Source organism: Bacillus sp. FSL L8-0167 (assembly GCF_038630295.1).
In the GTDB taxonomy this organism is placed as follows: Bacteria; Bacillota; Bacilli; order Bacillales; family Bacillaceae; genus Bacillus; species Bacillus safensis.
Window position 1 is genome coordinate 2,928,146 of sequence record NZ_CP152027.1, and the last position, 15,205, is coordinate 2,943,350.

The 15,205-nt window shown below is 40.2% G+C and carries 14 protein-coding genes; 2 read left to right on the forward strand and 12 right to left on the reverse strand.

Annotation, left to right across the window (positions count from 1 at the left end):
• Positions 1-99 precede the first annotated feature (99 nt).
• The 5 genes from MHB66_RS15240 to MHB66_RS15260 all read right to left on the reverse strand — a co-directional run bounded on the left by MHB66_RS15240 (position 100) and on the right by MHB66_RS15260 (position 4,781).
• Complete coding sequence (locus MHB66_RS15240) at positions 100-1,011, reverse strand: alpha/beta hydrolase (RefSeq protein ID WP_046313288.1); 912 nt, start codon at positions 1,009-1,011, stop codon at positions 100-102.
• A gap of 318 nt (positions 1,012-1,329) precedes the next feature.
• A complete protein-coding gene (locus MHB66_RS15245) occupies positions 1,330-2,130 on the reverse strand; it encodes an HAD family hydrolase (protein ID WP_046313286.1) in 801 nt (266 codons plus the stop codon).
• 195 nt (positions 2,131-2,325) lie between these two features.
• Positions 2,326-2,754 carry a phosphate-starvation-inducible protein PsiE gene (psiE, locus tag MHB66_RS15250; RefSeq protein WP_046313283.1) on the reverse strand — a complete coding sequence of 143 codons (429 nt, stop codon included), beginning with the start codon at positions 2,752-2,754 and terminating at the stop codon, positions 2,326-2,328.
• Between the two features lie 37 nt (positions 2,755-2,791).
• Entirely contained in the window at positions 2,792-4,099 is a 1,308-nt protein-coding gene (locus MHB66_RS15255) for a HAMP domain-containing sensor histidine kinase (RefSeq protein WP_046313281.1), read from the reverse strand.
• Positions 4,086-4,781: a response regulator transcription factor gene (locus MHB66_RS15260; RefSeq protein ID WP_046313279.1), complete on the reverse strand. Its 696-nt coding sequence runs from the start codon at positions 4,779-4,781 to the stop codon at positions 4,086-4,088. Before MHB66_RS15260 ends, MHB66_RS15255 begins: the two co-directional genes overlap by 14 nt.
• A 250-nt stretch (positions 4,782-5,031) precedes the next feature.
• Between MHB66_RS15260 and MHB66_RS15265 the strand changes: the two genes are divergently transcribed.
• A complete protein-coding gene (locus MHB66_RS15265; RefSeq protein WP_046313277.1) occupies positions 5,032-6,237 on the forward strand; it encodes a DUF418 domain-containing protein in 1,206 nt (401 codons plus the stop codon).
• Between the two features lie 78 nt (positions 6,238-6,315).
• On the opposite strand, the gene MHB66_RS15270 is transcribed toward MHB66_RS15265, so the two are convergent.
• The gene (locus tag MHB66_RS15270) at positions 6,316-7,248 is read right to left on the reverse strand and encodes a WYL domain-containing protein (RefSeq protein ID WP_034280828.1); all 933 of its coding nucleotides are present in this window, start codon (positions 7,246-7,248) and stop codon (positions 6,316-6,318) included.
• An 82-nt stretch (positions 7,249-7,330) separates the two neighbouring features.
• Here MHB66_RS15270 and MHB66_RS15275 point away from each other — a divergent pair, with 82 nt between their 5' ends.
• Positions 7,331-7,975, forward strand: coding sequence for an NAD(P)H-dependent oxidoreductase (locus tag MHB66_RS15275; RefSeq protein WP_046313275.1), 645 nt, complete (start codon positions 7,331-7,333; stop codon positions 7,973-7,975).
• 166 nt (positions 7,976-8,141) lie between these two features.
• On the opposite strand, the gene MHB66_RS15280 is transcribed toward MHB66_RS15275, so the two are convergent.
• The 6 genes from MHB66_RS15280 to sufD all read right to left on the reverse strand — a co-directional run bounded on the left by MHB66_RS15280 (position 8,142) and on the right by sufD (position 15,203).
• Positions 8,142-9,998: an alpha/beta fold hydrolase gene (locus MHB66_RS15280; protein WP_046313272.1), complete on the reverse strand. Its 1,857-nt coding sequence runs from the start codon at positions 9,996-9,998 to the stop codon at positions 8,142-8,144.
• A gap of 57 nt (positions 9,999-10,055) precedes the next feature.
• Positions 10,056-10,622, reverse strand: a complete 567-nt coding sequence (locus tag MHB66_RS15285) for a TetR/AcrR family transcriptional regulator (RefSeq protein WP_041107708.1) — start codon at positions 10,620-10,622, stop codon at positions 10,056-10,058.
• A gap of 196 nt (positions 10,623-10,818) precedes the next feature.
• Positions 10,819-12,216 carry a Fe-S cluster assembly protein SufB gene (sufB, locus tag MHB66_RS15290; protein ID WP_007500362.1) on the reverse strand — a complete coding sequence of 466 codons (1,398 nt, stop codon included), beginning with the start codon at positions 12,214-12,216 and terminating at the stop codon, positions 10,819-10,821.
• Positions 12,217-12,233: 17 nt separating this feature from the next.
• The gene (sufU, locus tag MHB66_RS15295; RefSeq protein WP_041115744.1) at positions 12,234-12,680 is read right to left on the reverse strand and encodes a Fe-S cluster assembly sulfur transfer protein SufU; all 447 of its coding nucleotides are present in this window, start codon (positions 12,678-12,680) and stop codon (positions 12,234-12,236) included.
• Entirely contained in the window at positions 12,670-13,890 is a 1,221-nt protein-coding gene (locus tag MHB66_RS15300; RefSeq protein ID WP_046313268.1) for a cysteine desulfurase, read from the reverse strand. The genes sufU and MHB66_RS15300 overlap by 11 nt, the downstream gene beginning before the upstream one ends.
• A complete protein-coding gene (gene sufD, locus MHB66_RS15305) occupies positions 13,890-15,203 on the reverse strand; it encodes a Fe-S cluster assembly protein SufD (protein WP_046313266.1) in 1,314 nt (437 codons plus the stop codon). The genes MHB66_RS15300 and sufD overlap by 1 nt, the downstream gene beginning before the upstream one ends.
• Positions 15,204-15,205 lie beyond the last annotated feature (2 nt).

A 15,205-nucleotide genomic window follows, 5' to 3' on the forward strand; every position in this document is an offset into this window, starting at 1 on the left:
CAAACGAGAATGGTTCGGTCTTGATGTCTGTCAATTTTTTCGCTACTTCAAACAGAAACAAGAATGGCCAGCCGCGCTAGTCATCCTCATTTCTATTTCTTATTCATTGCACTCTTTCAAAGGAAAGGTATTACTTTCAATAATCGCGACAATTTGGTTTAACGCTTTTTTTGCTTCTGGTATAGGGAAGACAGGAAACACGTGATTCATTTTAGGATATTCTATATAATTTATTGGAACCCCCTGCTTATCTGCCATCTCTTTGAATTTACGGGCATCTGGGAGGAAGAATTCGTGAGTGCCTATAAAAACAGAAATTCGTCCCAGTGACTTGATCTCTCCATAGATTGGACTGACTAAGTAGTGTGTTTCATCCATGTCACCCGCATATCTTTTTCCTGCTTCAATTAATAATGCTAGATTGAGCATTGGTTCTTTTGGAACCATAGCAGCGATATGAGGGTTACTTAATGTAACATCTAGCCATGGTGATAAAAGAATGATATTCCCTGGCTGCGGCAATCCCTTTTTTGCCAAGTATTGAGCAAAGGCTAACGATAAACCTCCGCCAGCAGAATCACCCATGATGACGATATTTTCAGGCGTTCCTTTCTCTAAAAGAGCTTGGTACACAGGAAGGACACTTTCGATCGCATCCATATACTGATGGTTTGGTGCTTTTGGATAAACCGGCACATACACCCTACTATTTAATTGCTTCGTCAATCGGTCTAAAAAACGCCAATGCCAAGTCAAAGGCTGCTCAATATAGCCGCCACCGTGTATAAACAACACTTGATGGTCATCCGGCTGGACATTTGATTTCAGCATATACGTATCGACTGGAAACGAGTGATTTTTAGTGATTTTGTACTTATTCTTAAGTTTTTCAGGCAATTCATAAGGTAATTGATTTGCCCTTCTTCGTTCTTCTAGATAATCATTTAGGTTGAGTTTCTTTTTCGTCAAAACAAGCAGCTGTTCTACTAAAAAACTTTGAATACTTCGCATATGATCGACCCCTGTTCATAGAATCATGATGATCGATGCCGATGGAAAGATAAGGCTTCTAAAGCATACCGTATGAAGACGTACATCAGGAAAAACCTTTTATCCAGCTGATCACTCACCACAACAAACACTTATTCATTAATGAACAACTGTTATTTATTGTTACTCATATTCTACTTTTTAGACGCATGACAATCAATTGTCAATCTGACCCTAACCGTTCATTAATAGACAGATAACGACCGAGTGTTCATCTCGTCAATGTCCAGACATGAAAAAAGACGAACTGGACAAGTTCGTCTTCTTAAGTGAGTACGATTAAGGCTGCAAGCTTAGGATTTTTTGAATCGTATGCATGACCCCGCTCTCTTCATTTGAAAGCGTAATAAAATGAGCAGCATCTTTTACCTCTTGGATGGCATTTCTTACAGCAAAACTGTATTGAGCGGATTCCATCAGTTCTAGATCATTACGACCATCACCGAATGCCATCGTTTCCTCTTCTGTCACACCCAATATGTGCTGAAGCTGTTTCACAGTGGTTCCTTTGTGAACGCCAATATTGGCAATGTCGATCCACGTATCCTCTGAAGCGACAACATATACTTGTTCAAAGAATTCACTTATTCTCTCCCTTGTCTGTACGCATTTTGCCTCAGGATCATGAACGGTGATTTTCACAAAGTCATCTTGTATGTCTGCAAAGTTTGATACCTTGAGTACATTTGTATAAGAGCCCGTCACAAATCTCATTTCACTCTCAGATAAATGCTCATTGACCACTGCACCATCTTTCGTACATGCAATGATCGTTTGCTCTTTGCTTATCTCCTCCAGTTTATGGATGATCGATAAACCTAGATCATTTTTTATTAATGATTCATAAACAAATTGCCCATCCTTTTTAATTCGCGTTGCACTATCCCCTAAAATCCAAAAATCCTTTGCATCATCACCAAACAATGCCTCTACTCGTTCACACTGCTTACCCGTACAAGGAGCGAACGCCACATTTTTCTCTTCCATTAATGCTTTTATTTTCTGAAATAAAGCTTGATCAAATGATCCTTGGCGGTTTAAAAAGGTGCCGTCTAAATCCGTAATTATTAATTTAATCATGTTCTTCCTCCAATTCCTTAGCTGAACAAACACTATACGATGAAAATTGTATATGTGTACGTGTCAGTAAGTAAATAAGCCAGGAACATGTTGTTTGTCATCACACATAAAGGCACTTGTTACATGTACGTCACACGGTGTTTCATGAATCATTCTATACAAAAAAGACGAACGGTCATCGTTCGTCTTCTTTCCTTACTTCACTTCCTCATGCTCTTGAGCAGCATTTCTTTTGCTCGCGATAAAGAGTGCACAGGTCATGGCAAGAATGGCCAGCGCCCACCAGAATGTCGATACTGCCTCTTCATGATCAATGATAATCAAACGGATGACAGCTGTGATCCCTATATAAATAAAATAACGAAGCGGAAAATGAAAGTTAGATTTAAAGTATTTAATAATTAAGGCAATAAACTCAAAGTACATAAAGAAGATCAGCAGTTCCCCAAGCATTCCATAATAGCTTTCTCCTTTGTTGAACAGTGTCTTATAAACAAATTGGACAATGTACCATGTTTCACTGATTAAGAGAACGCTTAAAGCGATGGCCAAAAAGAACAAACAGATATTGAGAAGGCCTTGCAAGAGATCAGGTATCTTTTGGAAATTGTTGAATCGTTTCATTGGGCTGTCTCTCCATTCCAGTATATTCATTTGTTTTCTACATTTTGATGTTCCAAAATCGCAGCACGATGTAGTAAACATCGTTCCTTTCTATACTTTCAAACTGCCCGTGCATGCGGGTCATCATTCGTCTGATACTTCGTTCACCAAGTCCATTGCTTTCCGGCGTAACCTTTGTCTCTTTTATCGCATTGCTGACATGGATCTCAAAGATTTCTTGATCGGATAAAAACGTGAGATTGATATCCTTTTTAGGATCTGCGTATTTCCGTAAATTGGACATCACATTATCAAATACTCGGCCGAGCAGTTCGACATTCACATTGATATAGCTGTCAGGCAGCTCTCCTAAAAGATGAACCTTAAAGTTCTCTTGATGCAGGATGGCCACCTGATCTGACAGAAGATCGTAAATCACCTCTTTGACTGCAACGGTCTCAAGCTCAGATTCATGTTCTTTATCCAGCAGAAAATAGGCAAACAGATTGTCAGACAGATTTTTTAATTGCAGTGCTTTCCCGTAGGCACTCGCTATATATTGATCTTTATGGGTATCCGCTCCAGTCTCCTCTTTTTTCGCAAACTCCAGATTCATCATCAGCGACGTCAGCGGTGTCCTCATATCATGGGACATTTCGGTGACCAAGCTGCGGCTCTCTTCTTGCAGCTCATCAATGGCTTGAAGCTTGTCCAAAAAGGCTTTACGCAGATCCTCAATACTTTTGGCAATCATCGCTAATTCATCATGCCCTTTTACCGTCATTTCATAGTCCAGCTCTCCGCCTTCAAGAATATGAATCTCTTGATGAATCGTTTGCAGGTAGCGCAGACTTTTGCGAATACCGAGAAGAACAATGAGGAGAAAAATAAGCGTCGCCCCGAGCAGCTCGAGTGTAAAGGCAAGATCGTGGTAGCGAGATGAATAGAAACCGTCCACCATGACGCAGCCTTTACCGTCGCTAAACTGAACCGGATATGAATGATGCTCAGCGTACTGGGTCATCTTTTCTTTTCCGTACGCCGATTCATCGTCAGCGGAATAAATAGAGTCATATTGCAGCACTTGATCCTTGAAGATGGTCAAATTAATGTAATTCTCTTTTTTCACCCACTCGCCAAACGCTTTTCGATCCGTTGAAGACAGCTCATTCTCAGACACATAGCGGCTGAATTTTTGAATGTACTTGGCTGACTCCTGCTCGTAATACTCGTCTGAACTCAAATATCCATCGATCAAATCATTGGTGATCTTTTGCAGCGTCAAAAAGACAATACCACTCACAATTGCAGCCGCCAAAATCAGCAGTGCAAGCTTTTTGGCCAGTGTATATTTACGATGTGCCAAACCGGTATCCTCTTCCCCATTCAGTTTTGATATATACAGGACGCGCAGGATCATCTTCAATTTTGGCACGAAGCTTTCGAATATGCACCATCACCGTATTGTTGGAACAATAGAAATAGGGCTGCCCCCACACGCTTTCATAAATATTTTGAGCAGAAAATATTTTGTTTCGCCTGCTCATGAGCAGCTTTAACATCCGATATTCTAGATCAGAAAGCTTAATTTGCTGGCTTTCTTTCCATACTTCATTAAATTCTTCACTTACCCTCAGCTTGCCCCCGACAAGAAACGTATCTTCCTGCTCCTTTTTTTCCTGATAAATGGTATATCTGCGTAATTGTGCAATGACTCTAGCATGAAGCTCATCTTCTGAGAAGGGCTTTGTCATATAATCATCCCCGCCGGCAAGTAATCCTTCAGTTTTATCGAAAGTGCTCGACTTGGCTGTCAGAAATAGAATCGGAACGTTAGATGAGGCTCTTATGTGTTGGCATGTTTCGATGCCTGAGAGCCCCGGCATCATCACATCTAAGATCACCAAATCGAGCGAATCCTCCACAAGCTTCAATGCTTGCTCGCCATTCATCGCTCTTAGCACCTCATATCCTGCACGTGTAAGGGATTCCTGCAGAAGGTCACCAATATCCTGATCATCTTCTACGACTAATATTCGATGGGTCATGTCTCTCACCTCATGTAATGTGATGCTCTTTCTTTTATGTCTTTACTATATATCATCTAGCTATATGAAAAGATACAGCATAAACCTTAACAGTTTATGAATTTGACCATCTGCCATCAATTCGTCACATTCATTTTCAAAAAATTGGATCTTCATAAATTGTTAAGAATTGGGCCGTATATTGATTCATTGTAAGGATCGATGAATTGATCCGCATTACATTTATCATAACAAGAAAAGGAGCATGGATATGAATGCAAACAAAGTAGCACACGGACAACCGATGAGTCTGCGCGAACGGGTTCATTTCTTGGACATCGTACGAGGATTCGCCTTAATGGGGATTATTCTAGTCAATTACTTTTTGATCGTGGATTCAGCCAAGGGATTTGACATGCTGTCAAATGATGTCTTTCACAATGTGGTGAATTGGTTCGCCTCTGGGAAATTCATTACACTGTTTTCCTTTCTATTCGGGGTTGGTTTTATGATTTTTATGGACCGAGCTGCTCAGAAGGTGGACAGCCCGAACAAGCTGTTTGCCCGCAGATTAACCATTCTCTTAGGATTTGGCCTTCTGCATTTGACCTTTGTTTGGATTGGTGACATTTTGGCCTATTATGCAGTCGCTGGCTTTTTATTGCTTTTCTTTTACAAACGCACAGCTAAAACCATCCTATACTGGCTGATTACACTATTTGTGATTCAATTGCTTACACCTTTTTTCACGATGCTGTTCAATACCATGAACACAGCATCATCAGCCAAGCCGGATTTTGCTGATTTCGAGCTGACCAGCCACAACAGTCTGACTTATTTAGCATCAATTAGTGATCGGTGGACAGATATGGTCACAATGGCTTCCAGTTCTTTTTCCACCGTCTATTCTATGTTTTTCATGTTTTTACTTGGTGTGTATTTTGTGAAAATGAAGTTTTTCAAAAACATGGAGGCGAAAAAAGCGATTTGGAATCGCATTTGGATCATTTTTGCTATCGCTTTTCTCATCACCCAAGGCAGTACGATCATAACAGGGGTCAATCCTTTTGAAAATACACTCTGGATGAACATAGCCTCTGCCCTTGAACAAAACGGCGGATTAACAGGCAGTATGTTCTATATGAGTACACTTGCGATGCTGTTTCTTCACGTCCCTCAGCTGCGTGGTGCTTTGATGGTCTTTACCAAAGTTGGACGGATGTCATTGACCTGCTATTTGCTTCACTCCATCATTGGCACAATGCTATTTCTGAAATATGGAGCCGGACTTGCCGATCATCTTCAGCCGGCTGGCACGTTCATGATTGGACTCGGGGTTTATGTCTTCCTCTTGCTCTTTAGTACATTATGGTTAAAGCGGTTTAAATACGGTCCGATGGAGTTTATCTGGCGTCAGCTGACGTATGGGAAGGTTGATGATCAACCGAAAACAAATACCTTTCATGCGGCGAAGTAAAAAAAAGAGGCGAATTGCTATAATTCGCCTCTTTTAATATGTGGAGTTTTTTGTGATTCAGAGACAATTCGTTTACTTTCAATACTGATCAATCACTTCTCGCAATTGATTCAAATAACTTTCTTTCAATTCATCTGGGTATTCAATTTTCACATGTTTCCCAAAAGACATCAAATAGTGTGTCATATACGATAATTCTTCTTGGTTGTACCCACCCACAATATAAGGAATCTGATCAATGATCTCCAATCTCATATTTGGGTAATGATGCTTCAAAAACTTTTCTTTTCCTTGTTCCGTTAATCGACATTTAAATGAGATATCATGATAAGTTTTTTCGTACTCGAGCTGCAGTTCTTTTAATTCATCCTTCGTAAATGTGTCTCTCATTTCTTCTTCAATCATCATGTCCTTCATAAAGTCACATCTATAGATGCCCCACTTTTTATTTTGAACATCATATGCTTGAGAAAACCAAATGCCATTTCGATAAAACAACTCAAGAAATTGCAGCCTGATCCATTTATTTTCATATTGAGTGTACGTCATCTTCACGATTTGATCTTTCATCATTGCCTGTAAAATCAATTCCAAATGATTTTGTTCACTAACTGGTGCGACATTATAGTAATGAATCACATCCAAAGTCTCCGTAATCATTTGCTTTCTCTCATCAGACATTGTGGCAAACAACTTTTGCCGAATTTGTGAGTAGGATTTTTTAAATGGTGTTGCTGACACCAGGTCTAGCGCTTTAAGAGCGAAAAAAATAGCTTGGACTTCTTCAATATTGAAATAAATAGGAACCAATGGAGATTGATTCACCAGTCGATATCCTCCGTGTCTGCCAGGTTCAACGTAAAAAGCTAAACCCATTGACTCTAGCTCTTCTATATCTCTTAAAGCCGTCCTTTTAGAAATGCCGAATTCGGACTGTAAATCCTTTAACTGAAAAGAGTGTTTATCGCTTAAAAAAATAAGTTCTTGGTTTAATCGTTCTGATTTTTTCATTTGTTTTCCCTCTTAAAAAGGTGCCTTCTTTTGTCACCTTTATCATTTATACTCAGCTTATCAAAAGAAAAGGAGCATGTACATGCAAACATTAATCATTAACGCACACCCAGATTTCACTCATCGAGAAAGTTATTCAAACAAACTGCAAACACTATTTTTAAAACAATTTAAAGAAAGGTTTCCTCATGAGGAACCAACCATTTTACATTTATATGGAACTGAAATTCCTCGTATCGAAAAAGAACAGCTGCTAGGAATTTGGGATAAGCAAGCATCCAAACAAGCATTAACGGCTGCCGAGGAAAAAATCGCCGCTGCTTCATCTGCTTTAATGGCTCAATTCAAAGCACATCATCGAATTGTGATCGTGTCACCTGTTCATAATTTCAATGTGACTTCACGAATGAAAGATTATATAGATAATATCTTTATTGCGAGAGAAACGTTCAAATATACAGAAAATGGTTCTGTTGGTCTGATGACTGACGATTATCGTGTACTTTTACTTCAAGCAAGCGGCTCAATTTTCACAAATCACGATCGATATACACCTCTAGAATTTTCACATTATTACCTAAAAGAAATATTTCAAAACTTGATGGGGTTTCATCAATTTCATATTGTCCGAGCACAAGGAACAGCGATTGTAGAACAAGATGCGATCTTACAATCTGCATCTGATGATATGACGAAAACCTTAGAGGAGTTTTATGCTCCTAATTAACCTCTATTTAATCAAAAAGACCCAAAACGAAAAATCGTGCTTTTTTTAATAAAAATCACCTTTTTCGTTTTAGGGTGCTATATAAACTTTCAGTTGATGCGGGCATCGGTGGAACCACAAGCAATGCGATTTTTCAATTACGACATACTTTATTTATCCCACATTCTCAACTGCTAAAAAGACTATTTTTTATAACCAATGCTGCCGTTTCACTCGGATGGCTAAGAGGGAAATGATGACCATATGGGACAACATCAACTTTTCCAAAATGCGATGGAGCAGAATATCCTCTGTCATACTCCCCCCAGATAATATGAGGATTATCCTTTGTTATTTCATTGAAATCACCGTGATCGTTTTTCAATAGTAAATGGTTAAGCTGAACCGTCGTATTTAAAATTCTAGGAGACGTAAAACTGTTTCTGATTTTTTCAATATAATGTTCAGGGATGCTTTCCGTCCTTTCAAACAAACCATTACTTAATAAATAACGCTCTATCATTTTAGGAGTTGCTAATTTTAAAGACCATTTGTTCATCCATTGAGGAACATTTAGCGATTTAGCATTTTTTTTAGCAACAGGCGGCTGAAGTAAAGTGATTGAATACTTCTTATCTATGTACCCTTGTCCCAATGCTTCTAGTAAAATAAACGCACCAAATGAATGGCCAATTAGATGTGCACCATTAGCCGCTTTCTCCAATACCTTTTTCACTACATTCAAATAGAGATCTAGAAGATGTTTCTCTCGTTTAAATGGAGAACGTCCCAAACCTGGAAGATCCAAGATCCATACCGGTTGACCCGTTTTTTCATGAAGCTCTTGTGCTAAAGGAAATAAATCCTCTCCATCACTCAATAAACCAGGTAATAAAATAAATGGTTTCCCCTCTCCTTTTAGTTGGTAAAGGGTATTGTTATCGCATAATGTTCGCTCAAATACATGATGATGCTCACCATGTTGATCCATCATTCGATAATCTAGATCAGCTGCTACGGCAGGGAAAAAGTTCATGACACTCGTCTTCTTAAACCAATCGTCTCCCATTATTTTTTTCGCTGAAACATTTGAGAATGTTCGTTTTGTCATAAAATTCAGTCCGTCAGAAGGAATTTTAGTGATTTTGCTTACGCCACTATTCATAACAGCTTTCATTAGTGGCATTGGGACAGAGATTTTTGGTGCCCTCATATTCATACTTTCCGACATCACACTTAATAATTCAGCAATGTTCTGATCATGCTCTTTGTCTTCAACAAGTGTAAATGTTTGAATAGCCGGCTGCTCCATCCTGAAAACCTGCACAATAAACTTCGCAAACATATCGTTTGAAATCAGTGGCAGCCTATATCCTTTACCTCCAGGAATCACTGGCATGAGCCCTCTTCGCATACTCTTTACAAGCAAACCTAATCCTGCTATCTGCTCTGTACTCCCTGTTTTACTACTACCGACCACAGTTGGCGGATTAATGACAGACAGCGGATAACCTATTGCTGATGCCTGTTGACGGATATAAAGATCTGCTAAAAATTTTGTTCTCTCATATGGATTTTTTATTTTCAAATAGTTGTTTCCTTCTTTAAACACATCAATTGCAACCTTGCTATTTTGATCATCAAAGGGACTCATATAACCGACAACATGAACAAATTGATGCAAGCCCTTCGATTGATGAATACTTTTAGCTAATTCACTCATATGTTTGGCGCCATTTAAAAAGACGGAAGCTGCCTCATTACTTGTCGCTTGAATATCCATGGGGCCTCCTGCGTGAATGATCACATCCGTTTTCAATACCCTTTCCTTATCTTCAGCACTTAGACCTAAATCTGTTTTCGTCAAATCACCTTCAACAAAGTGCATCACTGACTCTTTTAAAATGCCTCTTTCTTGAAAAATGCGTGTCGCTTTACTTTTCGACCTCACTAAAAGAAGAATGTTCACATCCTCTTTGGCTAATTCTTCGACTAATTGCTTTCCGATAAAGCCTGTTCCACCAATTAAAAATACTGTTTTCATATGAAGGCTCCTTTTTAGTACTAAATAGTACTAATTTGATGTAAAAAAAATGCTTCTTTATCGAAGCAAGTTAAATAAATGATCTGCTGTTTTTGTGATGACAGTGGCATCCTTCAATGTTTCTGAAATAAATAACGCCCCTTCAAGATTTGTAATAAAAAGTGATGCCACCTCATCAATCTGAATCGTATCTCTGAATTCCCCGTTCTCTACACCTTGTTTCAGTAATAGAGAAACTTTCTTTTGTAATCCTGTAAAAAAAAGACCTATTTTTTCTTTTATTTGCGTGGCCTGTGCAGGACTTTGAATATAAAGAGTAATAAATGGACAGCCTCCCTGATACTCTCTCGACTGAACGCCTTGTGATAATTGCTTTAAAAACATTTGGACACGCTCTTCAACCAAAAATTGATTCTGAGACATTACGTCATCAATTGCAGATTGATACATGTCAATCCAATAATCAACGACCCCTTCTAATAATTCCTCCTTATTAGAAAAGTGATAATACACATTCGACTTTGACACTTTGCTTACACGTACCAATTCATCCATACTGGTATAAGCAAACCCTTTTTCCAAAAATAATGTTGCAGCTACTTCAAGTACACGCTTTTGATTCATTAATTTTACCTTTGTCATAATTAGAACTATACAGTACTAATTTGAATGTTGCAAGTATTTATGTTCGTTTGGAGGGATGGACCTGGCTTCTCGAACTAAAGCCATAAAAAAACACAACGCCATGAAGGCTTAATTAACAAGTGGTATCACTCGAAATTAAATGCCTTCAAAAAGCGTTGTGTATCAATGTTTTTTATTAACCAATAGAACCTTCCATTTCAAACTTAATCAAGCGGTTCATTTCAACGGCGTATTCCATTGGCAGTTCTTTTGTGAATGGCTCGATGAAGCCCATGACGATCATTTCTGTTGCTTCTTCTTCAGAAATTCCGCGGCTCATCAAGTAGAATAGCTGTTCTTCTGATACTTTTGATACCTTTGCTTCGTGCTCTAATGAAATGTTGTCGTTTAAGATTTCATTGTAAGGGATCGTATCAGACGTTGATTTGTTATCCATGATGAGTGTATCACACTCGATGTTTGAGCGTGCACCCTCTGCTTTACGTCCGAAGTGAACGATTCCGCGGTATGTGACTTTACCGCCTTGTTTGGAAATCGATTTCGATACGATCGTTGAAGATGTGTTTGGTGCAAGGTGAATCATCTTCGCACCTGCATCTTGGTGCTGACCTTTACCTGCTAGGGCAATACTTAATGTCATACCACGAGCGCCTTCACCTTTTAGGATGACAGCTGGGTATTTCATTGTCAGCTTAGAACCGATGTTTCCATCAATCCATTCCATTGTTGCATTCTCTTCACATACTGTACGTTTTGTCACAAGGTTGAAGACGTTGTTTGCCCAGTTTTGAATCGTTGTATAACGGCAGTAGCCGCCTTTTTTCACGATGATTTCAACTACCGCACTGTGAAGTGAGTTTGTTGTGTAAACTGGAGCTGTACAGCCTTCTACGTAATGCACATGTGCGCCTTCATCAACGATGATCAGTGTACGCTCGAACTGACCCATGTTTTCAGAGTTGATACGGAAGTATGCTTGAAGTGGAGTATCTACTTTTACGCCTTTTGGTACGTAGATAAATGAACCTCCAGACCATACAGCCGAGTTAAGCGCAGCAAATTTGTTGTCAGTCGGAGGAATGACTTTTGCCCAGTGCTCACGGAAGATGTCTTCGTTCTCTTTTAATGCGCTGTCTGTATCTTTAAACACAATTCCTAGATCTTCAAGATCCTGCTTCATGTTGTGATACACAACTTCAGATTCATACTGAGCAGATACACCAGCTAAATATTTTTGCTCTGCTTCTGGGATACCAAGCTTATCAAAGGTTTGTTTGATTTCTTCTGGTACTTCATCCCAAGAACGCTCAGAGCGCTCAGATGGCTTTACGTAGTACGTAATTTCATCAAAGTTTAATGCATTTAAATCTCCGCCCCATTGTGGCATCGGCATGTTGTAAAAGTGCTCAAGAGATTTCAAACGGAAGTCGAGCATCCACTGAGGCTCTTCTTTCATACGAGAAATTTCTTCAACGATCTCTTTTGTCAGTCCGCGCTCTGAACGGAAAATGGAAACGTCTTTATCAGAAAAGCCGTATTTATATTCACCAACATCTGGCATTTTTTTAGCCATCCATTTTCACTCCAATCTTATGATTTGCCGTTATCTTCGGCAGATGCGCCTTTTTCAAGCGCCTTCCATGATAATGTTGCACATTTGATGCGGGCTGGGAATTTTGCCACTCCCTGCAGCGCTTCAATGTCACCAAGATCAATGGAATCGTCGTATTCTTTTCCTAGCATCATATCGGAGAAAATCTGAGACATTTTCAATGCTGTTTCAATATCTTTCCCTTTAATCGCCTGCGTCATCATCGAGGCAGATGCCATCGAAATCGAGCATCCTTCTCCTTCAAATTTCGCATCCGTGACTTTATCGTCTTCGATTTTCATCGTAAGACGAATGCGGTCACCACACGTTGGGTTGTTCATATCGACGACAATGCTGTCGTTTAGCACACCTTTGTTTCTCGGATTTTTATAATGATCCATAATCACTTGTCTGTACAGTGTGTCTAAGTTTACATTAAAAGACATTCGTAAAATACTCCTTTGTCTTACGGAGCGCTGCAATGAGCCGGTCAATCTCTTCTTCTGTATTATACAGATAAAAGCTTGCTCTTGCAGTCGCTGATACACCAAGCCATTTCATGAGCGGCTGTGCACAGTGGTGTCCAGCACGAATGGCGACACCTTCCGTATCCAGAACAGTTGATGCATCATGCGGATGGACATCGTCTAAGTTAAACGTCACAAGCCCAGCTCGGTGCTGCGGTCCATAAACAGTCGCACCGTCAAGCTCCTTAAAGCGCTCAAGCGCGTAAGTCGCAAGCTGATGCTCGTAACGGCTGACTTCCTCCATACCAATGTCATTCAAGAAGTCAATTGCTTTTCCTAGTCCAACTGCTCCAGCAATAATCGGTGTTCCCGCTTCAAATTTCCACGGCAGCTCTTTCCATGTGGAATCATATAGATCCACAAAGTCGATCATTTCACCGCCAAACTCAGCAGGCTCCATATTATTCAAAAGGTCCTTCTTCCCGTAAAGCACACCGATGCCAGTCGGTCCACACATTTTATGCCCAGAGAATGCGAAAAAGTCACAATCTAGATCCTGAACATCAATTTGCATGTGCGGGGTGCTTTGCGCACCATCGACAACAATGATTGCCCCATGATCGTGGGCGATTTTGGCGATTTCTTTAATCGGGTTGATGGTTCCTAATACGTTTGAGACATGTGTGACAGCGACGATTTTCGTTTGATGTGTGATCGTTTGCTTCACATCTTCAAGCGATAGCGTGCCGTCTTCCTGTAACGGAATGTATTTCAATGTGGCGCCAGTTGCTTTTGCTGCTTGCTGCCAAGGGATGATATTCGCATGATGCTCCATATGCGTAATGACAATCTCATCGCCTTCTTTGAGGTTGGCTCTAGCATAGCTGATCGCCACTGTGTTTAGCGCAGTTGTTGTACCTCTAGTAAAAATAATCTCCTGAACAGATGAAGCACGGATGAATGCACGAACTTTCTCTCTCGCACCCTCGTATGCGTCCGTTGCTCTTGTGCCAAGGGTATGAACACCCCTGTGGACGTTCGAGTTGTAAGACCGGTAATACTCATTCATTGCATCAATGACCACTCTTGGTTTTTGAGAAGTCGCTGCACTGTCCAAATACACCAAATCATGTCCGTTCACTTGCTGATGAAGGATTGGAAATTGCTCACGAACGTCTTTGATATTCATTATTTTACTTTCCTTTCAATCACAGAAACAAGCTGCTTTTTAACTCCTTCAATCGGCAGTTCTTTTACAACTGGATTTAAGAAGCCGTAAATCACAAGTCTTTCTGCATCTTCTTTGGAAATCCCGCGGCTCATGAGGTAGTACAATTGAATTGGATCGACACGTCCAACAGAAGCGGCGTGCCCTGCTGTCACATCATCTTCATCAATTAAAAGAATTGGGTTTGCGTCACCGCGTGCTTTCTCACTCAGCATGAGGACACGTGATTCCTGCTCTGCATTTGACTTTGTTGCGCCATGCTCGATTTTACCAATTCCGTTAAAGATAGAGGATGCTTGATCCTTCATCACACCATGCTTCAAGATATATCCTTCAGAATTTTTACCGAAGTGGATGATGCTTGTTGTGAAGTTTTCTGTTTGGTTTCCTCGGCCGACAACAACTGATTTCGTATCACCGAATGTACCGTCGCCCATCAGTTTTGTGATGTTCTCAGACACAACGTCTCCATCATTCATCAGGCCAAGTGCCCATTCGATTTTACTGTCACGGCCATTTGCCATACCGCGTCTGTTTACATATACTGTGACTCCTTCTGCAAGGTTATCTACAGCACCGTATGTGACGCGGGCGTTAGCGCCTGTGAACACTTCAGAAACGATATTGAAGATCGCTTCTTCCGGTTTTGCTGTACTGATGTAGTTTTCTACATATGTCACAGCACTATGATCGTCTGCTACAACGATGACATGGTTGAACAAAGTCGTTTCGTCATTTTCATGAAGATAAACAGCTTGAATTGGTGCTTCAAGCTCTACGTTTTTCGGTACATAGAGGAAAGCTCCGCCATTCACTAAAGCAGCATGTAAAGCTGTTAGTTTATGCTCATCCACTTTCACTGCATCTGTCATGAAGTATTGTTTCACTAATTCTCCATGCTCGCGGATCGCTGTATGAAGATCAGTGAAGATCACACCTTTGTCTTTCGCTTCAGCTGAAAGAGACAAATAGGCCGGCGTTTGATCACGCTGAATGTAAACTGTCTTATCTGTGTCCTCTAAATCAATCAGAGATTTCACTTCTTCTGGAAGCTCTTCTAATGATCCAAATGGCGCACTTTCGACTGTATGCTGTTTGAAATTCGTTAAATTCCATTTCGAAATATTCGTTTTGTCAGGCTTTGGCATTGGGAGGTCTTCTGCTTTTTCAAGAGCCTGTAAGCGAAGGGAGCTCATCCATGCCGGTTCCTGATGCTTCTCGGAGAAGCTTTTGACATAATCTTGATCTACTGATAATTTCGTTTCTAATGTCATCA